The organism is Paraburkholderia metrosideri, from assembly GCF_904848625.1.
GTDB classification, from domain to species: Bacteria; Pseudomonadota; Gammaproteobacteria; order Burkholderiales; family Burkholderiaceae; genus Paraburkholderia; species Paraburkholderia metrosideri.
Window position 1 is genome coordinate 183,166 of record NZ_CAJHCP010000011.1, and the last position, 24,215, is coordinate 207,380.

Annotated in this window: 18 protein-coding genes and 1 tRNA gene; 12 read left to right on the forward strand and 7 right to left on the reverse strand. The window is 61.1% G+C overall.

The genetic code is table 11. The annotated features are described in order from the left end of the window. Nucleotides 1-77: 77 nt before the first annotated feature. A complete protein-coding gene (locus LMG28727_RS24530) occupies nt 78-1,913 on the reverse strand; it encodes an ABC transporter ATP-binding protein (RefSeq protein WP_201644899.1) in 1,836 nt (611 codons plus the stop codon). A 706-nt stretch (nt 1,914-2,619) separates the two neighbouring features. Between LMG28727_RS24530 and LMG28727_RS24535 the strand changes: the two genes are divergently transcribed. From LMG28727_RS24535 to LMG28727_RS24545, 3 genes are all read left to right on the forward strand, one after another. Then, nucleotides 2,620-3,684, forward strand: coding sequence for a glycosyltransferase family 4 protein (locus LMG28727_RS24535; protein WP_201644900.1), 1,065 nt, complete (start codon nt 2,620-2,622; stop codon nt 3,682-3,684). Between the two features lie 246 nt (nt 3,685-3,930). Then, complete coding sequence (locus LMG28727_RS24540) at nt 3,931-4,779, forward strand: hypothetical protein (RefSeq protein ID WP_201644901.1); 849 nt, start codon at nt 3,931-3,933, stop codon at nt 4,777-4,779. Between the two features lie 152 nt (nt 4,780-4,931). Then, entirely contained in the window at nt 4,932-5,396 is a 465-nt protein-coding gene (locus LMG28727_RS24545) for a DUF2214 family protein (protein ID WP_201644902.1), read from the forward strand. A gap of 165 nt (nt 5,397-5,561) precedes the next feature. Here LMG28727_RS24545 and LMG28727_RS24550 read toward each other — a convergent pair whose 3' ends face one another. The 5 genes from LMG28727_RS24550 to LMG28727_RS24570 all read right to left on the reverse strand — a co-directional run bounded on the left by LMG28727_RS24550 (nt 5,562) and on the right by LMG28727_RS24570 (nt 10,192). Then, on the reverse strand, nt 5,562-7,451 hold the full coding sequence (locus LMG28727_RS24550; protein WP_201644903.1) for an ABC transporter ATP-binding protein: 1,890 nt from the start codon (nt 7,449-7,451) through the stop codon (nt 5,562-5,564). A gap of 466 nt (nt 7,452-7,917) precedes the next feature. Continuing rightward, a tRNA-Val gene (locus tag LMG28727_RS24555) sits at nt 7,918-7,992 on the reverse strand. Nucleotides 7,993-8,040: 48 nt separating this feature from the next. Further along, a complete protein-coding gene (gene dnaQ / locus LMG28727_RS24560) occupies nt 8,041-8,775 on the reverse strand; it encodes a DNA polymerase III subunit epsilon (protein ID WP_201644904.1) in 735 nt (244 codons plus the stop codon). 104 nt (nt 8,776-8,879) lie between these two features. Continuing rightward, a complete protein-coding gene (gene rnhA / locus LMG28727_RS24565; protein WP_201644905.1) occupies nt 8,880-9,326 on the reverse strand; it encodes a ribonuclease HI in 447 nt (148 codons plus the stop codon). Next, nucleotides 9,323-10,192, reverse strand: a complete 870-nt coding sequence (locus LMG28727_RS24570; RefSeq protein WP_201644906.1) for a class I SAM-dependent methyltransferase — start codon at nt 10,190-10,192, stop codon at nt 9,323-9,325. Before LMG28727_RS24570 ends, rnhA begins: the two co-directional genes overlap by 4 nt. Nucleotides 10,193-10,211: 19 nt before the next feature. Between LMG28727_RS24570 and gloB the strand changes: the two genes are divergently transcribed. The 7 genes from gloB (at nt 10,212) to LMG28727_RS24605 (ending at nt 20,523) form a co-directional block, all read left to right on the forward strand. After that, a complete protein-coding gene (gene gloB, locus LMG28727_RS24575; RefSeq protein ID WP_201644907.1) occupies nt 10,212-11,003 on the forward strand; it encodes a hydroxyacylglutathione hydrolase in 792 nt (263 codons plus the stop codon). 157 nt (nt 11,004-11,160) lie between these two features. After that, a complete protein-coding gene (locus LMG28727_RS24580; RefSeq protein ID WP_201644908.1) occupies nt 11,161-12,855 on the forward strand; it encodes a transglycosylase SLT domain-containing protein in 1,695 nt (564 codons plus the stop codon). Nucleotides 12,856-13,058: 203 nt separating this feature from the next. Further along, nucleotides 13,059-14,300 carry an MFS transporter gene (locus LMG28727_RS24585; RefSeq protein WP_201644909.1) on the forward strand — a complete coding sequence of 414 codons (1,242 nt, stop codon included), beginning with the start codon at nt 13,059-13,061 and terminating at the stop codon, nt 14,298-14,300. A gap of 450 nt (nt 14,301-14,750) precedes the next feature. Continuing rightward, nucleotides 14,751-15,905 carry a glutamine-hydrolyzing carbamoyl-phosphate synthase small subunit gene (gene carA / locus LMG28727_RS24590; RefSeq protein ID WP_201644910.1) on the forward strand — a complete coding sequence of 385 codons (1,155 nt, stop codon included), beginning with the start codon at nt 14,751-14,753 and terminating at the stop codon, nt 15,903-15,905. A 201-nt stretch (nt 15,906-16,106) separates the two neighbouring features. Then, nucleotides 16,107-19,361 carry a carbamoyl-phosphate synthase large subunit gene (gene carB, locus LMG28727_RS24595; protein ID WP_201644911.1) on the forward strand — a complete coding sequence of 1,085 codons (3,255 nt, stop codon included), beginning with the start codon at nt 16,107-16,109 and terminating at the stop codon, nt 19,359-19,361. Between the two features lie 152 nt (nt 19,362-19,513). Continuing rightward, the gene (gene greA, locus LMG28727_RS24600) at nt 19,514-19,990 is read left to right on the forward strand and encodes a transcription elongation factor GreA (RefSeq protein ID WP_201644912.1); all 477 of its coding nucleotides are present in this window, start codon (nt 19,514-19,516) and stop codon (nt 19,988-19,990) included. Nucleotides 19,991-20,010: 20 nt separating this feature from the next. Beyond that, nucleotides 20,011-20,523, forward strand: coding sequence for a DUF4149 domain-containing protein (locus LMG28727_RS24605; RefSeq protein ID WP_201644976.1), 513 nt, complete (start codon nt 20,011-20,013; stop codon nt 20,521-20,523). Nucleotides 20,524-20,671: 148 nt separating this feature from the next. Here the strand turns inward: LMG28727_RS24605 and LMG28727_RS24610 are convergent, their stop codons facing one another. Next, nucleotides 20,672-21,199 carry a YhbY family RNA-binding protein gene (locus tag LMG28727_RS24610; protein ID WP_201644913.1) on the reverse strand — a complete coding sequence of 176 codons (528 nt, stop codon included), beginning with the start codon at nt 21,197-21,199 and terminating at the stop codon, nt 20,672-20,674. Between the two features lie 212 nt (nt 21,200-21,411). Between LMG28727_RS24610 and LMG28727_RS24615 the strand changes: the two genes are divergently transcribed. Further along, the gene (locus LMG28727_RS24615; protein ID WP_201644914.1) at nt 21,412-22,074 is read left to right on the forward strand and encodes an RlmE family RNA methyltransferase; all 663 of its coding nucleotides are present in this window, start codon (nt 21,412-21,414) and stop codon (nt 22,072-22,074) included. Nucleotides 22,075-22,263: 189 nt separating this feature from the next. Next, complete coding sequence (ftsH, locus tag LMG28727_RS24620; protein ID WP_201644915.1) at nt 22,264-24,153, forward strand: ATP-dependent zinc metalloprotease FtsH; 1,890 nt, start codon at nt 22,264-22,266, stop codon at nt 24,151-24,153. Nucleotides 24,154-24,215: the final 62 nt, after the last annotated feature.

The following is a 24,215-nucleotide window of genomic DNA, read 5'->3' on the forward strand; positions in this document are numbered from 1 at the left end:
CCGCTTCGTCGAAGCGGCTTTTTTTTCGGATGCCTGCGCCTGCATGCGGTCAACTCTCTCACCGCGCGGCGCCCGGTTCAAACCACGTGCTGCTCGTCGACCTTCTTTCCGCCGATGTGCAATGTCGTGCCCTTGCCATACTGCTTGGCCAGCAAGTCGCGATACAGGCCGGGACGCTGACGCAACTCGTCGGGGCTGCCGTCGTCGATCACCTTTCCTGCACTCATCACGATGATCCGGTCGAAGTTGTTCAGCGTCGACAGCCGGTGTGCAATGGCGACCACCGTGCGGCCGACCATCAGCCGGTCGAGCGCCTTCTGAATGGCTTCTTCCGATGCGCTATCCAGCGCCGACGTCGCTTCGTCGAGCAGCAGAATCGGCGCGTTCTTCAGAATGGCCCGCGCGATCGCGATCCGCTGGCGCTGACCGCCCGACAACTTCACGCCCCGATCGCCGACGATCGTGTCGAATCCTTCCGGCATCGCTTCGATAAAGTCCGTGCAACGCGCTTCACGCGCAGCTTCGAGTACTTCCTCGCGGGTCGCTTCGGGGCGGCCGTAAGCGATGTTCTCGTACACGGTGCGATGGAATAGCGAGATGTCTTGCGGCACCAGCGCGATGGCATGGCGCAAGCTGTCCTGGGTGATCGCGGCAATGTCCTGACCGTCGATCTTGATGGCACCGCCCTGGGTCTCGTAGAAACGCTGCAACAGCGCCAGCACCGTGGACTTACCCGCGCCCGACTTGCCGATCAGGCCGACGCGTTGACCGGGCTCGATATGCAGATCGAAGTGATCGAGAATCGGGCGGCGACGCGGATACGCGAACGTCACACTCTCAAAGTCGACCCGGCCGCCTTGCGGCACGAGTTCGGTCGCGCCGTCGCGATCGGGCATGCCGTGCGGTTCGAGCAGCGTGCGGACGGCTTCGGCGAGCCGCGCGACATGTTGTGTCACGTCCACCAGCGCCACGGCCAGATCGCGCGTGCCGTGCAGAATCGTGAAGCCGAGCGAGCTGACCAGTACGATGTCGCCCGAGGTCGCCTTGCCCTGGTCCCACAGCCACAGTGCCCAGCCCAGCAAGCCCGCCGACAGCAGCGCGGTAATCACCGCGTGCAGCAGACGCAGCTTTTCCAGATACAGCAGGCTTTGCTGGCGCGCGTCCATTTCCGCCTTGACCGTTGCGCCGAACCGCTGCTGCTCGCGGAATGTCATGCCGAACGCGCGGACGAGGCCCATGTTGCTGATCACGTCCACCAGTTCGCCGTCGACGGACGCCGCCCTGGTCGCGAAATGATGATGACGCGCCGAGCCACGTCCCGCGAGCTTGTACAGCACGACGGACAGAATCGCCGAGCACAGCATCAGGCCGCCGGCCATCAACGGATTCACCGCGATGATCATGACGATCGCGCCGAGCACGGCGATGCATGGCGGCAGCACGTTCCACGCGGTGGTGTTCTCGGCGGTATAGACGGCGTTCGAGGTTGCCGTGATCCGGCTCGCGAGCATGCCGGGCTGTTTCTCCGCGTAGTAACTCGGCGAATGTCCGCTCAGATACGAGAACAGATCGCGCCGCAAGTCGCCGGTTACGGCAACGAACGTATGCGCGGCGACCCATCCGCCGACCCGCCACAGCAGGTTGTCTGCCGCGATCAGGCCGACGAGGATCGCGAACGCGCCCCACAGCGGACCGGGATGATGACGGCCTTCACCCAGCACGTCGATCAGATGTTTGATCGCGTATTGTGAAGCGAGCGCACAGCCCACGGCCGCAAACACGCTGCACAGGACGATCGCATGGGCGAGCGGGTGGCGGCGGATAAAGCGGAAGAGAAACGCAAGCGGCCGATGCGCATAGCTGGCTAGCTTTGCGTTCTGGGCGTTGCGCTGGGCGATGGTTAATTGTTCCAATTGATCGTGAGGTCGGTGTGTTTCGGGTTGTGCATGCAAAGCGCGGGCCACATCAGCCGGGTAGGCTGGATGGGTTCGCTGCGAAGCCGATGCTTCGCATTGTAAACATGCAAAAGCGATTGCGCCCTGTGTATCCGGGCGTTGGCGCGACTGATTTCGCGATAGACCTCTGCAACCTACCTGTTGCTCGACCCGCCGACTGGGCGGTGGTTCACGCTAGTTGCAGAAAATTTCGAGATATAATTACAGATTGCATTCAACCGCGGTGCGGCATTTTTTCAATGCTTACCGGCAAAGTTGAAGCAGGAGCTTACAGACGCGGGCTCTTCGTGAGATCCCGCAAACCAGTTGCCACTGTAGAACTGTCTTATAAAACATAGGTTTGCAAAGTGTTTCGCGTTTGTAACAACGTAAAGACTTTGAAATGTTGTAGTGCAGCGAGAATGCCGGCATCGATAATGCATGCTCTGTTGGCTCAGCAAAATTTCTGACAGTTTGTCAACGTAGGTGCCAGATACGCGTTTACTCGCATACGCGCAGACGGTGGCCAACTGGTCTGGGCTCACTACCCAAGCGATCCATCGCAGGATTTCTCGAAAGAATCAGGCCCGCGCCGGCAGATCCGGCCGACTGCCCTGGCGAGCAAGCGAGTCGCTTTTAACCAAACGCAGTATTTTTGCCAGATTTTTTTCAGGAGTTATCTATTATGCGAATCGCTCAAATCGCTCCGTTGCACGAGGCGGTTCCTCCCAAGCTGTATGGCGGGACGGAACGCGTGGTGTCCTATCTGACCGAAGCTCTGGTCGAGCAAGGTCACGACGTGACGCTGTTCGCGAGCGGCGATTCGCAAACGTCGGCGAAGCTCGAAGCGTTCTGGCCGCAGGCGCTGCGCCTCGACCCGACCATCCGCGACGTGATGGCTCCGCACATGCTGTTGCTGGAAGAAGTGCGCCGCCGTGCAGACGAGTTCGACGTGCTGCATTTCCACATCGACTACTACCCGTTCTCGCTGTTCGCGCGCCAGCCGGTGCCGTTCCTGACCACGATGCACGGCCGTCTCGATCTGCCGGAACTGCAACCTATTTTCAACACGTTCAGCGACGTGCCGGTCGTGTCGATTTCCGACAACCAGCGCATTCCGCTGCAACAGGCGAACTGGCTACAAACCGTGTATCACGGTCTGCCGGAAAACGTGCTCACGCCGATCAAGGACGTCGAGCCGGGCTACCTCGCATTCCTCGGCCGCGTCTCGCCGGAGAAGGGTCTCGACCGCGCGATCCGCATCGCCGGCCAGGCAGGCATGAAGCTCAAGGTTGCTGCCAAGATCGACAAGGCCGACCGTGCCTATTACGAAGAAGTCATCAAGCCGCTGATGGCGCTCCCGCACGTCGAGTACATCGGCGAAATCGGCGAAACCGAGAAGCGTGAGTTCCTCGGCAACGCGCATGGACTGGTGTTCCCGATCGACTGGCCAGAGCCGTTCGGTCTGGTGATGATCGAAGCGATGGCCTGCGGTACGCCGGTGATCGCGTTCAATCGCGGTTCGGTGCCGGAAGTGATCGAAAACGGCGTGTCGGGCTTTGTCGTCGAAGACGAAATCAGCGCGGTTGCCGCCGTGAAGCGTCTGCACACGCTGCCGCGTGCTGGCGTGCGCAAGGCCTTCGAATCGCGTTTCTCGTCGAAGGTCATGGCGAAGAACTATGTCGCGACTTACGAAGAACTGCTGCGCCAGAAGCACCGCACCGTGCTGCGCGAAGTCAACGCAAGCTGATTCGCGGTAGCTAAAAAAGAAGGCAGGCGGCTGGCCGGATCGCTTCAAACTCCGCCGCTGCCACACCTGACAACGCCCCGTGCGCGACCCGCTCACGGGGCGTTGTTGCATGCGCGCCGCGTTTTTTCGGACGAATGGCCGAAAGTGGGGCTTTGGGCCGGGTAACAATGAGCCACGCTCGGTAATATCCCTATAATGGCCGTGCCGCAAATTTGGCTGCGGAGCCGCCGACGACAGGAGGATGCCTTGGCGAGAACGAAAGAGACGCGTGCGAATGCCGCGCCTGGCGCCGGAACGATTTTCGCGTTGCGCGCCATCGGTCTCGTGCTCCTTGCCCGCTGGCTTTTTTCGATGGCGCAAATGGGTCTGACTGCGTCGTTGTCGGCGATGGTGTCGTCGCCCTGGGCATGCGTCAACCTGGTTTTTCTGTTCCTGCTGATCTTCCTGCCGGGCGCGCGCGCCTTGGCCGAGCGTCCGTACCACCCGCTGCCGCAATGGCTGCGTCAGGCGGTGCGTCTGTTTGCTTTCCTCGGATTCCTGTTTGCGGTGTGGTCGGTCGGTGCGTTTGTCGCGAGCGCCGGTTGGCGGCGTGCCGCGCAAGCCGTTGCGGCAACCAATGGCTGGCTGATCGCGGCGCCGGTGTTGTACGCCGCGGTGATGTGGATCTGCCGGCCGCGTCCTCTCTGGCGGACCAATATTGCCGCGCGCCGTTTTGCGATCGGCCGATACGCGGTCTCACTCGATCCGGTCACGCGTACGGTGATCGTGTGGGCCGAGCGTCGTAAGGTAGGGCAGTACGACGCACGCGAACTGTCCGTGCGCTGGGCCGCCGGGCAGGACCTGCGCGCAACGCCGACGCCTGCACCCGCAGTCGCGTTCGGCACGGCTGGCGATCCGTCCGCGGTGCCGCTTCATTCGGCGCCTACTCCCGCGCTGACGCGTGGCGCTTTCGCGCGTCGTCCGAAGGTCGAGTTGCTGTGGGATTCGCCTGCAGCGGCGGGCCACAACCGGCAAACCGTGTTTCGCGCCGCGTTGATGACTGAAGGCGATCGGGTCGCGGCCCGGGCGCTCGACACGACCTTGCAGCAGGTCTGAATCTGCGTGCTTTGTGCTGTCGGTCACACCTTGTGCCCAACACGCGCGTCTTAAATCGATCCTTAGTCGATAATAGAGTCAGGGCGCCCGGCGTTTAACGGCGGGCGAGTGGGACATACATCGATCGTATTGCGTCTTTTGCAGGAGTCGCCATGCTGGTTCGCTGGTTGCTTGCCGCCCTTCATCTGCTCGCTTATGGCTTCGCTCTCGCGTCGATTCTCCGGCGCACGTGGGCGTTGCGTCGCGCTTCCGTACCTGCCGCATTGCGATCCGTATTCCGTGCCGATACCGGGTGGGGCATTTCCGCGCTGATCCTGATTGTCACCGGGCTGATGCGCGCTTTCGGCGGCTATGAGAAGGGCGCCGACTATTATCTCCACGAGCCGCTCTTTCACATCAAGATGACGCTGCTCGTGCTGATCCTGATCCTCGAAATCCCGTCGATGCTCGCGTTGATGCGCTGGCGCGCGGCGATCCGCAAAGGCGCTGCGCCGAATCTGAAAAAAGCACGTTCTTATGCGCGCTTTAGCGTGATCCAGACGATCTTGCTGGTATTGATGGTGTTTGCCGCGACGGGGATGGCGCGCGGCATTGGGCTGCCGGCCGGGGTGGTTTAAAGCCTTGCTGTATCACTGCGTGGCTGTGTGGTTGCAACTGCGCTGTCGTTTCGACATGAACGACGGCCGCCAATAGCGCCGGTGTATGCGCGGTGAATCAATGCCGAAACGTGGAAGCCACCTGGAAAGGGGCTTCCACGTCACACTTCAAGCGCGTCATGCCATTTACTTCTCGACCACCAGGCTGGCATCGTCGATCCGTTTCGTTCTCGCGGCTGTCTTCGCGCCCGTAGTCTCCGGTAGGGATTCGGACTCGCCCAAACCCTTGATCAACTCCAGCGCCTGACGTTCGAACAACCGGCGGTACAAGCCGCGGTCGAGTCTGATCAGCGCGTCGTGACTGCCTTCCTCAATCACCTTGCCTTTGTCCAGCACCAGCAGTCTGTCCAGCGCGCGCACGGTGGATAGGCGGTGCGCAATCACCAGCGTCGTACGGCCCATCATCAGGCGCTCCATGGCTTGCTGGATCAGCACTTCGCTTTCACTGTCGAGACTCGACGTGGCTTCGTCCAGAATCAGGATCGGCGCATCGGCGAGAAACGCCCGCGCAATCGCCACGCGTTGACGTTCGCCGCCCGACAGCTTGACGCCCCGCTCGCCGACCAGCGTGTCGTAGCCGTTCGGCAGCGCCGCGATGAAGTCGTGCGCGCTCGCGAGCTTCGCCGCACGCTCGATCTCGGCGCGGCTTGCGCCGGGCCGCGCATACGCGATGTTCTCCGCCAGCGAGCGGTGAAACAGCACGGGCTCCTGCTGAACGATCGCGATCTGGCTGCGCAGCGACGCTTGCCGCACATGAGCGATATCCTGACCGTCGATCATGATCCGGCCACCCGAAATGTCGTATAGGCGCTGGATCAGCTTGATGAACGTCGTCTTTCCCGAGCCGGAGTGTCCAACCAGCCCGACCCGCTCGCCGGGTGCGATCCGCACCGAGAAGTTGTCGTACAGCGGCTTCTCATTCGACCCGTAGTGAAAAGTGACATGCTCGAAACGGATCTCGCCTTTGCCGATCGCGATCGGCCCTGCATCGGGTAGATCCTCGATGCCGAGCGGCTGCTTCTCCAGCGACACCAGTTCCTCCATGTCGTTGACCGAGCGTTGCAGGTTGCGGATGTGCATGCCGACGTCGCGCAAATACCCTTGCAGCATGAAGAACATGGTCAGTGCAAAGGTGATGTCGCCGACGCTTGCGTTGCCGCGCATCCACATCAGCAATGCTACGCCGAGGATGGCCGCCTGGATCGCCACCAGCATCCCGCCCTGAACGCCGCCGTTGATCGTGCCACGCACCCAGGTGCGGCGCGTGCGATGACGCCACTTGCCGATCACGCGTTGCAGCAGCACCTCTTCGCGCTCTTCGGCACCGAACGCCTTGACGACGTTATTGCAACTGACGGCATCGGCGAGTGCGCCGCCCATGCGCGTGTCCCATGCATTCGCGAGGCGCGCGGCCGGCGCAACGAAGCCGAGCGACATCGACACGGTCACTGCGATATACAGCAGCGAGCCGATCCCGACGACCACGCCCATCATCGGCCAGTGCCAGCCGAGCAGCACGGTTGCGCCAACCAGCATGGCGAGCGACGGGAGCAACGCGATCAGCAGCGTATCGTTGAGCAGGTCGAGCGCCCACATGCCGCGCGTGATTTTGCGTACGGTCGAACCGGCAAAGCTGTTTGCGTGCCAGTCGGTTGAAAAGCGTTGCACGCGATGAAACGCGTTCGCCGCGATCTCGCTCATCATCTTCAGCGTGAGCCGGATGATGTTGAAGTACACGCCTTGCCGAAGCAGGGTGGCGCTAAGGCCGAGCGCAGCCAGCACGCAGAACGCGGTGATGGCCGCATGCCACGCCACTGCGTCGGCCGAAGAGCCGGACGCGATTGCGTCGACCAGGCGTCCGGCAAACAGCGGCGTGAGCACGTCCGCGAGTGCTGCGGACAGCGCCAGTGCCGCGATCACACAGATCCGCCTGGGCTGTTTGGCCCAGTGAAGGAAGGTGAAGCCGAGGACATCCTTGAAGGCTTGTCCGCGAAAGTCGAGTTTTTTATTGGCCATTTGCTACGACCCGATGACGCCTGAGCGCACCGAGGTTCCAGTCAGAAGCGAAAGGATCGGACAGTCAAAGCGTGCCGGAATGCACTGGCAACGGAAGAGCGGACTGTCTGGAATTTGCGCGGTACGCCATTGAGGCGAAACCGTTTAAGCGGCGACGCGACGACTTGTTAAGGTCGTGAGAGCGATCGCGGGACCATGCCTGGGAAAGCGATATGCACTGCGGACATGTGGCGCCTCCCTATGGTCGAAGGGGGTGGAGAAAGTAGACGGGGCGAGTGCCCGAAAACCGACTATATCAGCCCTGTTTGGCGGCCGCAATCGTACGAAGTTACGGTGTTGACGGTGCGATCACGTTGTGATGACTGGGCTGGTTTGATGCAGGCTCAATGCCAACCGCAAAATGAAAAAGGGCTCACGTATTTCTACGTGAGCCCTTTAATCTTCGGTGATCGACACACCAAAATTCTGGTGGGTAGTACTGGGATCGAACCAGTGACCCCTGCCGTGTGAAGGCAGTGCTCTACCGCTGAGCTAACCACCCGAAGAGAACGAAATTATGCCAGGGATTTTCGACCCTGTCTAGTACTTTTTACGCGGTTTGCTCATCTGCAGTCGGCGCGGGTTCGAGTCGCCAGACGCTCGTGCCTTTGACCTGCTTGTCGAGGCCGTCGAGCACCGCCTGGTGTGCGGCGATTTCTTCGTCGCTGGCGGCGAGTACAACCAGGTCAAGCGTGTGCAGTGAGATGCGCGGCGCGTTGGCATCGCCGTTCGCATGCGACTCGCCAAGCATGTCGATGACGAGGCTTTCCTGGCCACGTGTCATCGCCAGATAGACTTCGGCGAGCAGTTCGGAGTCGAGCAGTGCGCCGTGCAGTGTGCGGTGCGCATTGCTGATACCGAAGCGGTCGCACAAAGCATCGAGCGAATTGCGCTTGCCAGGGAACATCTGCTTCGCGCGTGCGAGTGTGTCGATGATCTCGCCGCAATAGGTGCTCACCTTCGGCAAGCCCAACAACGCAAATTCCGCATCGAGAAAGCCGATGTCGAACGGTGCGTTGTGAATGATCAGGTCGGCGCCCTGGACGAAGTCGCGAAACTGGTCGGCGATTTCCGCGAACTTCGGTTTGTCGCTCAGGAACTCGGTGGTCAAACCGTGTACCGCGAGTGCGCCTGGATCGCTGTCGCGTTCCGGGTTGATATAGAAGTGCAGGTTGTTGCCGGTGAGCCGGCGGTTCACCAGCTCGACACAGCCGAGTTCGAGAATCCGGTCGCCAGTACGGGCATTCAGGCCGGTAGTTTCGGTATCGAGGATGAGTTGACGCATGTCGGATTAGCCTGCTTCAGAAAATTGCAGCGAAAAAATTTGCGGCGCACGCGCGCAAGAAGACGGAAGGGCGCGCAGTCTGGCAGCGCGCCTGGCAGCGGCCATCACATTTGCGCGAGCGACGCGACGCCGCGATTGGCCAGTTGATCGGCGCGCTCGTTTTCCGGGTGCCCATTGTGCCCGCGCACCCAGCGCCATTCGATCTCGTGTTGCGCGACCAGCGCGTCGAGCCGCTTCCACAAGTCGGCATTCTTCACCGGCTGTTTAGCGGCTGTGATCCAGCCTTTCTTCTTCCAGCCGTGAATCCATTCGCTGATGCCTTTCTGCACATATTGCGAGTCGGTGTGCACGACGGCCTTACACGGACGCTTCAGCGCTTCGAGCGCGCCGATCACGCCCATCAGCTCCATGCGATTGTTGGTCGTGTTGGCTTCGCCGCCGAACAGTTCCTTTTCCTGGTTGCCGAAGCGCAGCAGCGCACCCCAGCCGCCTGGGCCCGGATTGCCCTTGCAGGCGCCGTCGGTATAAATGTCGATGAGATCGGAAGTCATTGAGTGTGATTGCGTGTATTCGGTGAGGCGGCGGGCGCGAGGCCCGGGGCGAGGACAGGTTTCTTCACTTTCAGCGGACCGACGAGGCGCATGCCGGGCACGCGCTTGATCGCCTTGATCATGTAAGTGGCGCCGAAAATCGGCCACCAGCGGTCGCCGGCGGCTTCCATGAAACCATAGCGGGACAGCCATTGGTCGCTGCCGAGCGGCGGACGATAGCAGCCGAAACGTCCCCGTTCAAGGTCGAAGCCCAGCAGCTTGATCCAGTCTTTCAGCCGCGTGAACGCGATCAGATCGACGGCCGCGGGGACGAACGGCCGGCCGGTCATCTTGCCGACCGACTGCCGTGCGCCCCACAGCGACAGCGAGTTGAAGCCAAGGATGATCAGCTGGCCTTCGGGCATCAGCACGCGCTCGGCTTCGCGCAGCAGCCGGTGCGGATCGCTGGTGAATTCGAGCGTATGCGGCATCACGATCAGGTCGACGCTTTGTGCTTCGAACGGCAAATCGAGCAAATCGCACCATACTGTGCTGCGTCCGGCCGGCGCGGGCAAACCCACCGGGCCGGCGGGCGAAAACGAAGGCGCGGCGGACAAAGGCAGAACACCATTGGCGGCACGGCGTGCCGCGCCGCGCGGAAACGTGTAGGGTGCGCTGGCGCCACTTGCTGCATCGAGCACGAGGCCGCGACAGGGCATGCGGTTTTCCCGCAAAGCGTCTAGCTGCGGCAGGCCGAGTTGCAGCGCATGATAGCCGAACACGTCGGATACCACCCGGTCGAGCTGGGTTTGTTCCCAGTCCAGCACGTAGCGGCCCGGCGGCGAGTGGGTCCAGGCGGGCCAGTCTATAATCGCTCGGTCAGTCATATCAGAGAATGCGTCGCCTATGAATGCGCTCGAGTACGTTCCGGTCCCGGCGTTTGAAGACAATTACATCTGGGTCGTGTCCGACGGACAACACGCGGTAGTCGTCGATCCGGGTGAGGCCGCGCCCGTGAAAGCCTATCTGGCGAAACGAGGGTGGCGGCTGAGCGCTATTTTACTCACCCACCATCATCAAGACCATGTCGGCGGGGTGGCCGATCTGCTGAATGGCCAGGCCGTGCCCGTCTACGGCCCCGCCGGTGAAGCGATCGAGCATCTCACGCAGCGTCTCAAAAATGGCGATCACGTGACGATTGCGGCGCCCGCACTCGAATTTTCGGTGCTCGACGTGCCAGGTCATACGAGCGGACATATTGCCTATTTCCAGGCGGCAGACCCGCACGGCACGCCGCACGTATTCTGCGGCGACACGCTGTTCGCGTGCGGCTGCGGCCGGCTGTTCGAGGGCACGCCAAAGCAGATGCTGGCGTCGCTCGACGCGCTCGCCGCGTTGCCCGGCGCGACGGAGGTCCATTGCGCGCACGAGTACACGCTGTCGAATATCCGCTTCGCGCTCGCCTGCGAACCGGACAACGCTGAGCTGCAGGCCTGGCGCGACAAGGCGACGGAATTGCGGGCGCGTCACGTGCCAACCCTGCCTACCACGATCGCTCATGAACGGGCGGTGAATCCGTTCCTGCGCGCCGGCGATCCGTCGGTCCAGACGAGCTTGCGGGATCAGTTGCATGAAAAAATCCCGGACCGCCTGACTGCCTTTACGCTGATGCGTGAATGGAAAAACCGGTTCCGCTAATTCGCTCCGCATGAAGGGAGTCTTCACGCGATGAATCGGAAAAATTCGCCAAGCCCAAGATTTCCTTGATTTTTTTCGTAATTTTCTGATTGACGGAAACGTTGCCGTTTCGTACTATCGGCTGCAAATTCCAGCCCTTGTGGAAGCCGAGACGTTCATGAGATTTATCTTTAGTGCGTTGTTGGTCCTGACGCTCGCCGCTTGCGCGAGTCAAGGACCGGCAACGAGCAGTTCCACCGCAACCAATCCCGCCAGTCAGCAAGCCGTAGCCGACGCACTTCGCAAGACCGCCACCGCTAAAGAAACCATCGATGTCGACAAAGGTTCCGTCAGCCAGCTGACGAGCGCCGACGCAGACCTGTGGGGCCGTATTCGCCGTGGCTTCCAGATGCCGGACTTGCAAACCGACCTCGTCGACATGCAGGTCAACTGGTATGCGCAGCGTCCCGACTACGTGCAGCGCATGACCGAGCGCTCGCAGAAATACCTGTACCACATCGTCGAAGAGCTCGAAGCGCGCCATATGCCGACCGAGCTCGCGCTGCTGCCGTTCATCGAATCCGCGTATAGCCCGCAGGCTTTGTCGGTCGCGAAGGCCGCCGGCATGTGGCAGTTCATGCCGGGCACAGGTCGCACCTATAACCTCAAGCAGAACATGTGGCAGGACGAGCGCCGTGACGTGCTGGCGTCGACCAGCGCCGCGCTCGACTATCTGTCGAATCTGCATGACATGTTTGGCGACTGGCAACTGGCGCTCGCCGCATACAACTGGGGTGAGGGCAACGTGCAGCGCGCGATCGCGCGTAACGAAGCGGCAGGTCTGCCTACCGACTACCTCAGTCTGCGCATGCCGAACGAGACACGTAACTACGTGCCCAAGCTGCAAGCGGTGAAGAACATCATCATGAACCCGCAAATGTACGGGCTCACGTTGCCGCCCATTCCGAATCACCCGTATTTTGTGACGGTCACCACGTCGCACGATATGGACGTTGAAGTGGCCGCGAAGCTCGCGAACCTGTCAACGGACGAATTCCGCTCGCTGAACCCGTCGTTCAGAAAGCCGGTGATTCTCGGCGCCACGCAGCCGCAGATCCTGTTGCCGTTCGACAATGCCAGCGCGTTTGAGCGCAATCTGAAGGCCTATTCCGGTTCGCTGTCGTCGTGGACCACGTACACGGTCGACCAGCGCGCAACGCCTGCGGCGATCGCGCAAAAAATCGGTGTCGACGCCGACACGCTGATGGAAGTGAACAAGATTCCGGTCGGCATGCGTCTGAAGCCTGGCTCCACGATCGTGGTGCCGCGTGGTTCGGATGACGACGAAGACATTAGCGCGGACGTCGCCGAAAGCGCGGTTCTGGCGATGGAGCCCGACGTCCCCGATACCCGCAAGATGCTGATCCGCGTGCGTCGTAATCAGTCAATGGCAGCGATCGCCGTGCGCTACGGCGTGTCGGTCGGTCAGTTGAAGTCCTGGAACCGCACCCGCCGCGATCAGGTGTCCCGCGGTCAGGTGATCGTGCTGCACGTTCCAGTCGGCAAGGCCATGCCGAGCGAGCCGGGTCCGGAGCGCATCGCGGCCGACGTGTCGGGTGGCGGCGTCGAGAAGATCGGCACCCATGTCGCAGACACGCATAGCGAATCGCGCTACGATAGAAAGAAGGGTCGGGGCCGGTCATCCGCTGTGGTGAAGGTCTCCGAGCCGGTAGGGAAGGTCAGCAAGCCGACCGCATCCGCCGACAGCAAGGGCAAGGTGACGAAGGTATCGGCTTCCACGTCCAGCAAGGCGTCGAAGGCTGCGGCTGAGAGCCGCCCGAAGACTGCGGCCAACGCGAAGAAGGGTAAGTAGACCAATAGCGGCTCCCACGGTAGTGACCCATGCGCTGCGGGGGCAGCGCATGAATTGCGCTCCGATCACGCACCGTGTTTTTTGACGCCGTCACCTCTGGTGACGGCGTTTTTCATTCTGCAGATCAATCCGGCGAGTTTCGCGCATTTCCTTTATCGTTCGTGCTTCGGTTACTTCGGCTGTCCAATTCAAAGTAAAAGCTTATGTCGTCGACCCAACTCCGCGTCTTTCTTCTTTTCTCCGCCGGCTACTTTGTTTCCTACCTGTTTCGTGGCGTCAATCTTGGTTTTGCGCCGTTTATCACGCATGACCTTGGGCTGTCGGCGGCAGATCTGGGGCTGCTGACCAGCTTGTATTTCCTTGGTTTCGCGGGCGCGCAGATCCCGGCCGGCGTGCTGCTCGACCACTTCGGCGCCCGGCGCGTGACGGCTGCCACGCTGATATTTGCCGCGCTCGGCATCTGGGTGTTCGGTGCGGCGCAGAGTCTGGGCGTGATGATGATCGGGCGTCTGCTGATCGGTGTCGGCGTGTCCGTTTGTCTCGGTGCGGCGTTCAAGGCGCTGGCGCAGCATTTTGCGACGGCGCGTCTTCCGCTGATGAACGGTCTGGTGATGGCGATCGGCGGCTTTGGCGGCGTGATGGTCGGCTCGCCGCTGACGTGGGTGCTGGGTTTTGCCAGTTGGCGCTCGGTCTGCGTCGGGCTCGGTGTGCTGACGGTGCTCGTCGCGCTCGCACAATGGACGCTCGCGCCCGATACCCGGGAAACTCGTCACCAGGCGAGCATCGGCGCGCAGTTCAAAGGCACATTGCACATTTTGCGCAGTACCGCGTTCTGGAAAATGGCGTCGTTCTCGGTCGTCACGCAGGGCGTTTTTTACGCGATGCAATCGCTGTGGGTCGGCGCCTGGCTGCGTGACGTGCAAGGTTTCGAGCCACGTGAAGCGGCCGCGCTGGTGTCGGTACTGGGTTTCGCGATGATGGCCGGCTGCGTCGGTTTCGGTGCGGCGGCGCGCAGCCTCGAGCGACGCGGCATCTCGCTGTACGCGTTTTGCGGGATCGGCATGACCCTCTATGTCGTCACGCAGTTGCTGATCATGTTCAAGGCACCGCTGCCTGCCGGGCTGCTGTGGGCCGCGTATGGCATTTTCGGCGGGACCGGTATTCTCAGCTATGCCGTCATGGCCCGGCATTTTCCCGCGCAGATGATTGGCCGCGTGAATACCACGCTGACGCTGATTATTTTTTTGCTGATTTTCGGCTTCCAGATTGGCGTCGGCGCGGTCCTCTCGCACTGGCCGGCCACTAACGGTCATTATCCGGAAGCGGCGCATCTGACTGCGTGGGGAATTCTGGTGACGTTGCAGGTGCTGAGCGCGATCTGGTACGTATTGCCTGGCCGGAAGGCGATTCGGTCCGCGCAAGTGCACGTTGGGCAGGACGCCTGAGTGCACCGAACGGCTCGCCCTACACAAAGGTAGAACTTACTGACTCTATCCTGATTTGAATCGGTTAAATTTCTCTCTGCCGGCGTCGAGGCCTTGTCTGGCAAGGGTTTGACCGTATTGCACAGGTGTCGGATCAGGTCGGTACGCCATCTCGGATTTGGTGAGAGGGGCACTTTCACGCTATAATTTCAAGGTTTGAGCTTATCAACCCGCACCCTAGCGCCTACCTCTCCCATACCGTTCATCCGCCGCGCGCCAATGGCGTAGCAAGAAGGGCCCCGCACCAAGCCGATCCGTCCACACAATGGATACATTGGACACGTCGCGCACCCCTTGCAACGTTACAGGCAGTACGCGAGCGAGTCTGCGCGCGCATCTTCGATGTGTTTCGCTGCGGCTCGCAGTCGGATAGGCTGGTCGGCAACAGGGTGTTCCCCCAAGGAGTCTCCCGTGTTGCCGTCATTTTCTCCCGCTCTGCTCGCGCTCGCCGACGGCACGGTCTTTCGTGGTTACTCGATCGGCGCCCCCGGGCATACGATCGGCGAAGTCGTGTTCAACACCGCTATCACCGGCTATCAGGAAATCCTGACTGACCCGAGCTATGCGCGCCAGATCGTGACCCTCACGTATCCGCACATCGGTAACGTCGGTGTGAACGCCGAAGACGTCGAAGCTACGAAAGTCCATGCCGCCGGCCTGATCATCCGTGATCTGCCGGTTCTCGCGTCGAACTTCCGCATGGAGCGCACGCTCCCGCAATACCTGCAGGACGAAGGCGTGGTTGCCATCGCCGGCCTCGATACCCGCATGCTGACCCGCGTTCTGCGCGACAAGGGTGCGCAGAACGGCGCGATCCTCGCCGGTTCGGACGACGAAGCCAAGGCTATCGAACTCGCGCGTTCGTTCCCGGGCCTCGCCGGCATGGACCTCGCGAAGGTCGTGTCGACGAAGGAAAACTACGAATGGATCCAGACCGAATGGCGTCTGGGCACCGGCTACGGCACGCAGAACGCGCCGAAGTACCGGGTGGTCGCATTCGACTACGGCGTCAAATACAACATCCTGCGCATGCTGGCCGAACGCGGCTGCCACGTCACTGTGCTGCCGGCGCAAGCCACCGCGGCCGACGCACTCGCGCTCAACCCGGACGGCATTTTCCTGTCGAACGGCCCTGGCGACCCGGAACCGTGCGACTACGCAATCGCAGCGGCGCGTGAGTTGATCGAACGCGGCATTCCGACTTTCGGCATCTGCCTCGGCCATCAGATCATGGGCCTCGCGGTTGGCGCAAAAACCATGAAGATGAAGACGGGCCACCACGGCGCGAACCATCCAGTGAAAGATCTGGACGACGGCCGCGTGGTGATCACATCGCAGAATCACGGTTTTGCGGTCGACGCCGACACGCTGCCCGCGAACGCCCGCGCCACGCACGTTTCGCTTTTCGACGGCACGCTGCAAGGCTTCGCGCTGACCGACAAGCCGGCGTTCTGCTTCCAGGGTCACCCGGAAGCATCGCCCGGTCCGCACGACATCGCTTATCTGTTCGACCGCTTCACCGGGTTGATGGACGCGAAGAAGGGCGGCAAGAGCGCAGCGGCGTAAGCAGCAGCGGCACAGCGCTGCGGGCTTGCCAGAAGCGGCCCGGCAGCGCGCGGCTCGACACGCGGCCAGCGCTCAGGGCGCTGGAAGTGCCCAAGGCACCCGCAACCCGAGCCGCACGTAACAGCGCACAGCAAAGCGCGCGCAACGCAACACCGACGCGCGCCGACGGAAAGAATTCAGGAATACATTAGCGAGAGCGTTATGCCCAAGCGGACAGACATCAAGAGCATCCTCATTATCGGCGCGGGTCCGATCATCATCGGCCAGGCGTGCGAGTTCGATTACTCGGGCGCGCAGGCATGCAAGGCGTTGCGTGAGGAAGGCTACAAGGTCATTCTCGTCAACAGCAATCCGGCGACGATCATGACCGACCCGAACACGGCCGACGTGACCTACATCGAGCCGATCACGTGGGAAGTGGTCGAGCGCATCATCGCGAAGGAGCGCCCGGACGCGATCCTGCCGACGATGGGCGGCCAGACCGCGCTGAATTGCGCGCTGGACCTCCACGCGCACGGCGTGCTGGAAAAGTACAAGGTCGAGCTGATCGGCGCGTCGCCGGAAGCGATCGACAAGGCAGAAGACCGCCAGAAGTTCAAAGACGCGATGACCAAGATCGGCCTCGGTTCGGCCAAGTCGGGCACCGCGCATTCGATGGAAGAAGCGCTGACCGTACAAGCGGACATCGCGGCACAAACGGGCAGCGGCGGCTATCCGGTCGTGATTCGCCCGTCGTTCACGCTCGGCGGTTCGGGCGGCGGTATCGCGTACAACCGTGACGAATTCGAAGAAATCTGCAAGCGCGGTCTCGATCTGTCGCCCACGCGCGAACTGCTGATCGAAGAGTCGCTGCTGGGCTGGAAAGAGTACGAGATGGAAGTGGTCCGCGACACCAAGGACAACTGCATCATCGTCTGCTCGATCGAAAACCTGGACCCGATGGGTATCCACACTGGCGACTCGATCACCGTCGCACCCGCACAAACGCTGACCGACAAGGAATATCAGATCCTGCGTAACGCGTCGCTCGCCGTGCTGCGCGAGATCGGCGTCGATACCGGCGGCTCGAACGTGCAGTTCTCGATCAATCCGAAAGATGGCCGGATGATCGTGATCGAAATGAATCCGCGCGTGTCGCGTTCGTCGGCGCTGGCGTCGAAGGCAACCGGCTTCCCGATCGCGAAGGTCGCGGCCAAGCTGGCAGTCGGCTACACGCTGGATGAGCTGAAGAACGAAATCACCGGTGGCCAGACCCCGGCATCGTTCGAACCGACGATCGACTACGTCGTCACCAAGATTCCGCGTTTCGCGTTCGAGAAATTCCGCGAAGCCGATTCGCGCCTGACCACGCAGATGAAGTCGGTCGGTGAAGTGATGGCAATTGGCCGCACGTTTCAGGAATCGTTCCAGAAGGCGCTGCGCGGTCTGGAAGTTGGCGTCGACGGTCTGGACGAAAAGACCGATAACCGCGACGAGATCATCCGCGAGATCGGCGAAGCCGGTCCGGATCGCATCTGGTACGTCGGCGACGCGTTCCGTGTCGGCATGACGGCTCAGGAAATTTTCGACGAGACGTCGATCGACCCGTGGTTCCTCGCGCAGATCGAACAGATCATCCTGAAGGAAAAAGCGCTTTCAGGACGTACGCTGGCCAGCCTGTCGAAGGAAGAACTGAAGTACGTGAAGCAAAGCGGCTTCTCGGATCGTCGTCTCGCGAAGCTGCTCGGCGCGAAGCCGGCGGAAGTGCGTCAACGCCGTATCGAGTTGAACGTGCGCCCGGTGTACAAGCGGGTCGACACGTGCGCGGCCGAGTTCGCGACGAAAACCGCGTACATGTACTCGACCTATGAGGAAGAGTGCGAAGCGAACCCGACCAACAACAAGAAGATCATGGTGCTGGGCGGCGGCCCGAACCGGATCGGCCAGGGCATCGAGTTCGACTACTGCTGCGTGCACGCCGCGCTCGCGATGCGCGAAGACGGCTACGAAACGATCATGGTCAACTGCAACCCTGAAACCGTGTCGACCGACTACGACACGTCCGACCGTCTGTACTTCGAATCGCTGACGCTCGAAGACGTGCTCGAAATCGTCGACAAGGAAAAGCCGGTCGGCGTGATCGTGCAGTACGGCGGCCAGACGCCGCTGAAGCTCGCACTCGACCTCGAAGCGAACGGTGTGCCGATCGTCGGCACGTCGCCGGACATGATCGACGCCGCTGAAGACCGCGAGCGTTTCCAGAAGCTGCTGCAAGACCTCGGCTTGCGTCAGCCGCCTAACCGCACCGCGCGCGCCGAAGACGAAGCACTCAAGCTCGCCGACGAAATCGGCTACCCGCTGGTGGTGCGTCCGTCGTACGTGCTGGGCGGCCGCGCAATGGAAATCGTCCACGAGCCGCGCGACCTCGAGCGCTATATGCGCGAGGCCGTGAAGGTGTCGCACGACTCGCCGGTGCTGCTCGACCGCTTCCTGAACGACGCGATCGAATGCGACGTGGATTGCATTTCGGATGGCGAAGCCGTGTTTATCGGCGGCGTGATGGAGCACATCGAACAGGCAGGCGTCCACTCGGGCGACTCGGCTTGCTCGCTGCCGCCGTATTCGCTGTCGAAGGAAACCGTCGCTGAACTGAAGCGTCAGACCGGTGCAATGGCGAAGGCGCTGAACGTGATCGGCCTGATGAACGTGCAGTTCGCGATCCAGCAAGTGCCGCAGGCGGATGGCTCGAAACAAGACATCATCTACGTACTCGAAGTGAACCCGCGTGCGTCGCGCACGGTGCCGTACGTGTCGAAGGCGACCAGCCTGCCGCTCGCAAAGATCGCAGCGCGCGCGATGGTCGGCCAGAAGCTCGCCGACCAGGGCGTGACGAAGGAAATCATCCCGCCGTACTTCAGCGTGAAGGAAGCGGTGTTTCCGTTCGTCAAGTTCCCGGCAGTCGATCCGGTACTTGGACCGGAAATGCGTTCGACCGGTGAAGTGATGGGCGTGGGTCAGACATTCGGTGAGGCGCTGTTCAAGTCGCAGCTCGCGGCAGGTTCGCGTCTGCCGGAGTCGGGTACGGTGCTGTTGACCGTAATGGATGCAGACAAGCCGAAGGCCGTTGAAGTCGCGCGCATGCTGCACGAACTCGGTTATCCGATCGTCGCGACCAAGGGCACGGCTGCTGCAATCGAGGCAGCCGGTGTGCCGGTCAAGGTCGTCAACAAGGTGAAGGACGGCCGTCCGCACATTGTCGACATGATCAAGAATGGCGAAATCGCGCTGGTCTTCACGACTGTCGACGAAACCCGCGCTGCGATCGCCGATTCGCGTTCGATCCGCATGAGTGCGCAGGCGAACAAGGTCACGTACTACACGACGATGTCCGGCGCGCGGGCTGCAGTTGAAGGTTTGCGCTATTTGAAGGACCTCGAAGTCTATGATTTACAAGGGCTGCACGCTCGCCTAAACTAAGGCTTCGACTTTTTGTCCAAGAAGTAAGTGCCGCGGTTAAGCGGCGTTCCGCAGGTGCTGTGGCCCGGGTTTTGCCCCGCGGCGCTGGCTTCCGCGGAATGCACTTAACCGCGGTGATTTTTTTTACGGCTGTTTTTTGCATAGAGTTGTTTATGAGCACTGTTCCATTGACGAAGCGCGGCGCGGAAATGTTGCGCGATGAATTGCAGCGCCTGAAATCGGTTGAGCGTCCCTCGGTGATCAATTCGATCTCAGAGGCGCGTGCGCAGGGCGATCTGTCGGAAAACGCGGAATACGACGCGGCGAAAGAAAAGCAGGGCTTTATCGAAGGCCGGATTGCCGAGATCGAATCGAAGCTGGCCGGCGCGCAGGTGATCGACCCGTCCAAGGTCGACGCGGACGGCCGCGTGGTGTTCGGCGCGACCCTGGAGCTGGAAGACCTGGCGTCGGGTGCATCGGTCAAGTACCAGATCGTCGGCGACGACGAAGCGGACATCGACCACGGTCTGATTTCGATCAGCTCGCCGATCGCGCGTGCATTGATCGGCAAGTCGGAAGGCGATGTGGCTTCGGTGCAGGCGCCAGGCGGCGTGCGCGAATACGAAATTATTGCGGTTAGCTACGTCTGACGATGGCTGCCGTGTCCCAGATGCCCCATCGGATTTTTCGCCTGTTGACGGTAGTGTGGGTCGGTAGTCTGCTGACTATCGGCTATGCCGTCGCGCCGGTGTTGTTCATGTCGCTCGACCGGATTTCGGCGGGGGGCGTGGCGGCACAGCTATTCCGGATTCAGGGGCTGGTGGGCGCGGTGTGCGGCATTTTGCTGCTCGTTCTCGCGAATGTTCTGGTGCGCCGTGGTGACGAACCCTATCGCCGCGTTCGCTGGCTGCTTGCCGGCATGCTGGTGTGTGTGCTGGTGGGTTACTTCGGGTTGCAGCCATTCATGAATGCGATGCGCGTGGCTGCACTTGAGGCTGGCAGCGATGTTGGGCATTCGGTTTATGCGACGCGCTTTGGCATCCTGCATGGCGTATCGAGTCTGTTCTATCTGATCGAAAGCCTGCTGGGCTTGGCGCTGGTGTGGAAGTTGCCGGCGAGTGCTGGCGTGGTGGCGATAGAGCAGGGCGCTCGTAGCGGCGCTGCGGGGAAGGCGGCGGGCTGAAGCACCATGAAGTAACAGGCCGATGCGGCGTGCGTATTGCCTGTGCGTGCAGTCTGTTAGTCCAGGTGAATTTGCCGGGGCAGTTGCTCTTTGGTTCCCGGGTACGCAGACACGAGGTGCGGACTTCGCCGCACCCCTCATCATTCGTTTACTTCGACGATTGATGCGAGCGCTTTGCGCTGGTCTGGCGCTTCTTGGCTCGTTTGATGTTGCCGCCTTGCGTGACGCGTTCATTGCCGCGCACGACGACTGCTTTGGCTTTCGGCTTGCGCATCGGAATTTCGCTGGGCTTCACCACCTTGACGACGCGCGGTGCGCGGCCTTTACCTGGTTTGGCTTCTTCCGCGGCTTCACGGGCGCTCGGCAAAGCGCCACGTTTGGCCTTCACGGCGGGCTGTGCCGATTCGGGCTTCCAGATCACCAGCAGTTTGCCAATGTGCTGGATCGGCGCAGCGTTTAGCTTGTCGCAGATTTCTTCATAGATTGCGATGCGCTCTTCGCGTTCGTCGCCGAACACACGAATTTTGATCAGCTGATGAGCACCAAGGTGCACCTTGATCTCAGAGAGCACAGCGTCGGTCAAGCCTTCGGCGCCGACGAGCACGACCGGTTTGAGCGCATGTGCCTGGGAGCGCAACTCGGCGCGTTGGTCGGAAGAGACTTTGAGGGCTGGCATGGAAAGTGGGAGACTCGACTAAAATGGCGGCACCTGCGTTCCCGATCGATTTGCTCGATTGGGCCGATTCAACAGGGCGGCGCGTCAGAACAACAGAATCGCGGCTCACCGCCACTTATTGCCGCTTTGGGCATCAGTTTGGCACCGGCCGCGCGAATTAACCGCGTATTATCCCCTAAAGCGCGTCACCACGCAGCAAGAGTTCACCTTTAATGGCAAAAAACAAGTTCAACACCGCGTGGCTGCATGACCACATCAACGATCCCTACGTGAAGATGGCGCAGCGAGAGGGCTATCGCGCCCGCGCAGCCTACAAACTCAAGGAAATCGACGAACAGGACAAGCTGATCCGTCCAGGACAGGTCATTGTCGATCTCGGTTCGGTACCGGGCAGCTGGAGCCAGTACGTCCGCAACAAACTCGCCAAAGGCGCGCAACGCGACGCCGAGCGCGAAGGCGGCATTGACGGCACAATCATTGCGCTAGACATCCTGCCAATGGAGCCGGTCGCTGACGTCCACTTCATTCAGGGTGACTTCCGCGAAGACTCGGTCGTGGGTCGGCTGGAAGAATTGGTCGGAGAACGTCAGGTTGACCTTGTAATTTCGGATATGGCGCCCAACCTGTCGGGAGTGGCGGTGGCGGATGCCGCGCGAATCGAGCATTTGTGCGACCTCGCGCTGGAATTCTCACAAAATCACCTGAAACCGGATGGTGCCCTTTTGGTCAAGTGCTTTCACGGCAGCGGTTACAGCCAGATTGTCGAAAAGTTCAAGCATCAGTTCAAGGTGGTGGCGGCCCGCAAGCCGAAAGCGTCGCGGGATAAGTCGTCAGAAACATTTATTTTGGGTAAGCATCTCAAGCGTCCCGCATAGGGGCGCTGCAGAACGGTTCCGCATCTGCCGATAAGGCGCTGATGGCGCCGGAAATTGGCGCTGTAGCGGCCCGCTACGCTATTTCTGTGGTAGCGAAACGTTATGGCAGGGGTCTGCGGACTGGATTAGAATGCTTTCGTGGTGCCGCAAGGCAAATGTAGGCGCCCGTCTAAGTGAAGGAGTGGTGCTTTGAACAACAATATGTTTTCGAAGGCAGCAGTGTGGCTGGTTATCGCACTGGTGCTGTTTACGGTGTTCAAGCAGTTCGACAAGCCCCGTGTCCAGGAAGGTGTTTCCTATTCGCAGTTCATGGATGACGCTAAGGCCGGCAAAGTCAAGAACGTCATCGTCCAGGGGCGGAACCTCACGGTCACTCCAGCAGACGGCCAGAAGTACCAGATCGTGTCGCCGGGCGACATCTGGATGGTCGGCGATCTGATGAAGTATGGCGTTCAGGTAAGCGGCAAGGCTGATGACGAACCTAATGCGCTGGTGTCCGCGCTGTATTACCTCGGACCGACGATCCTGATCATCGGTTTCTGGTTCTACATGATGCGACAGATGCAGGGGGGCGGCAAAGGGGGCGCCTTCTCGTTCGGCAAGTCCCGTGCTCGTCTGATCGACGAGAACAACAACGCAATCAATTTCACCGACGTCGCCGGTTGCGACGAAGCAAAGGAAGAAGTTTCCGAACTGGTCGACTTCCTGCGCGATCCTCAGAAATTCCAGAAGCTGGGCGGGCGCATTCCACGCGGTGTGCTGCTGGTCGGGCCGCCGGGAACCGGTAAGACGTTGCTGGCGCGCGCCATTGCTGGCGAAGCAAAGGTGCCGTTCTTCAGCATCTCGGGCTCGGACTTCGTGGAAATGTTCGTCGGTGTCGGTGCGGCTCGTGTGCGCGACATGTTCGAACAGGCGAAGAAGCATGCACCGTGCATCGTGTTCATCGACGAAATCGACGCGGTCGGCCGTCATCGTGGCGCCGGTATGGGCGGCGGTAACGATGAGCGCGAACAGACGTTGAACCAGATGCTCGTCGAGATGGACGGTTTCGAGGCGAACTCGGGCGTGATCGTGATCGCTGCAACGAACCGCTCCGACGTGCTCGATAAGGCGCTGCTGCGTCCGGGCCGTTTCGACCGTCAGGTGTACGTCGGTCTGCCGGATATCCGCGGTCGCGAACACATCATGAAGGTTCACCTGCGCAAGGTACCCATTTCGAACGACGTCGACGCAGCGGTGATCGCTCGCGGCACGCCGGGCTTCTCGGGCGCCGATCTCGCAAACCTCGTCAATGAGGCAGCGTTGTTCGCGGCTCGCCGAGGCAAGCGCATTGTCGAGATGAACGACTTTGAAGATGCAAAGGACAAGATTTTCATGGGTCCGGAGCGCAAGTCGGCTGTGATCCGCGAAGAGTCGAAGCGTGCTACCGCATACCACGAGTCAGGTCATGCGGTGATCGCGAAGCTGCTGCCGAAGGCCGATCCGGTTCACAAGGTCACGATCATTCCGCGTGGCCGTGCATTGGGTGTGACGTGGCAGTTGCCGGAACACGATAACGAAACGTATTCGAAAGATTACCTGCTGGATCGTCTCGCGATTCTGTTCGGTGGCCGCGTAGCTGAAGAGCTGTTCCTGAACCTGATCAGCACAGGTGCATCGGACGACTTCAACAAGGCGACGCAAACCGCGCGTGCAATGGTTGCCCGTTTCGGTATGACAGACGCACTTGGACCGATGGTCTACGTCGACGACGAAAACGACGCAACGCCGTTTGGCCGTGGCTTTACGCGGACGATTTCGGAAGCAACGCAGCAGAAGGTCGACGCTGAAATCCGTCGCGTGCTGGACGAGCAGTACACACTCGCCAAGCGCCTGCTGGATGAAAACCGCGACAAGGTCGAAGCGATGACTGCCGCACTGATGGAGTGGGAAACGATCGACGCAGATCAGATCAACGACATCATGGCAGGCCGTCCGCCGCGTTCGCCGAAGAGCTCATCGCCGTCGGCAACCGACGCGTCGTCGGGCGGCAGCCCGGGCACCGAAGTCAAGCCAGGTAGCGCGACTGCGCCGGCGTGATCGGCAATTAGCAGAAAGTGCGGGCCGGTGTGTTACACGCCGGCCCGTTTTGCATTTATTCG

Coding starts and splice junctions, on each gene's coding strand:
- LMG28727_RS24545 (WP_201644902.1), top strand. CDS start 4,932: ATGCTGGTTCGCTGGTTGCTTGCCGCCCTTCATCTGCTCGCTTATGGC.
- LMG28727_RS24580 (WP_201644908.1), top strand. CDS start 11,161: ATGAGATTTATCTTTAGTGCGTTGTTGGTCCTGACGCTCGCCGCTTGC.
- carB (WP_201644911.1), top strand. CDS start 16,107: ATGCCCAAGCGGACAGACATCAAGAGCATCCTCATTATCGGCGCGGGT.
- greA (WP_201644912.1), top strand. CDS start 19,514: ATGAGCACTGTTCCATTGACGAAGCGCGGCGCGGAAATGTTGCGCGAT.
- rnhA (WP_201644905.1), bottom strand. CDS start 9,326: ATGACTTCCGATCTCATCGACATTTATACCGACGGCGCCTGCAAGGGC.
- LMG28727_RS24605 (WP_201644976.1), top strand. CDS start 20,011: ATGCCCCATCGGATTTTTCGCCTGTTGACGGTAGTGTGGGTCGGTAGT.
- LMG28727_RS24550 (WP_201644903.1), bottom strand. CDS start 7,451: ATGGCCAATAAAAAACTCGACTTTCGCGGACAAGCCTTCAAGGATGTC.
- LMG28727_RS24585 (WP_201644909.1), top strand. CDS start 13,059: ATGTCGTCGACCCAACTCCGCGTCTTTCTTCTTTTCTCCGCCGGCTAC.
- dnaQ (WP_201644904.1), bottom strand. CDS start 8,775: ATGCGTCAACTCATCCTCGATACCGAAACTACCGGCCTGAATGCCCGT.
- LMG28727_RS24535 (WP_201644900.1), top strand. CDS start 2,620: ATGCGAATCGCTCAAATCGCTCCGTTGCACGAGGCGGTTCCTCCCAAG.
- LMG28727_RS24570 (WP_201644906.1), bottom strand. CDS start 10,192: ATGACTGACCGAGCGATTATAGACTGGCCCGCCTGGACCCACTCGCCG.
- gloB (WP_201644907.1), top strand. CDS start 10,212: ATGAATGCGCTCGAGTACGTTCCGGTCCCGGCGTTTGAAGACAATTAC.
- LMG28727_RS24610 (WP_201644913.1), bottom strand. CDS start 21,199: ATGCCAGCCCTCAAAGTCTCTTCCGACCAACGCGCCGAGTTGCGCTCC.
- LMG28727_RS24615 (WP_201644914.1), top strand. CDS start 21,412: ATGGCAAAAAACAAGTTCAACACCGCGTGGCTGCATGACCACATCAAC.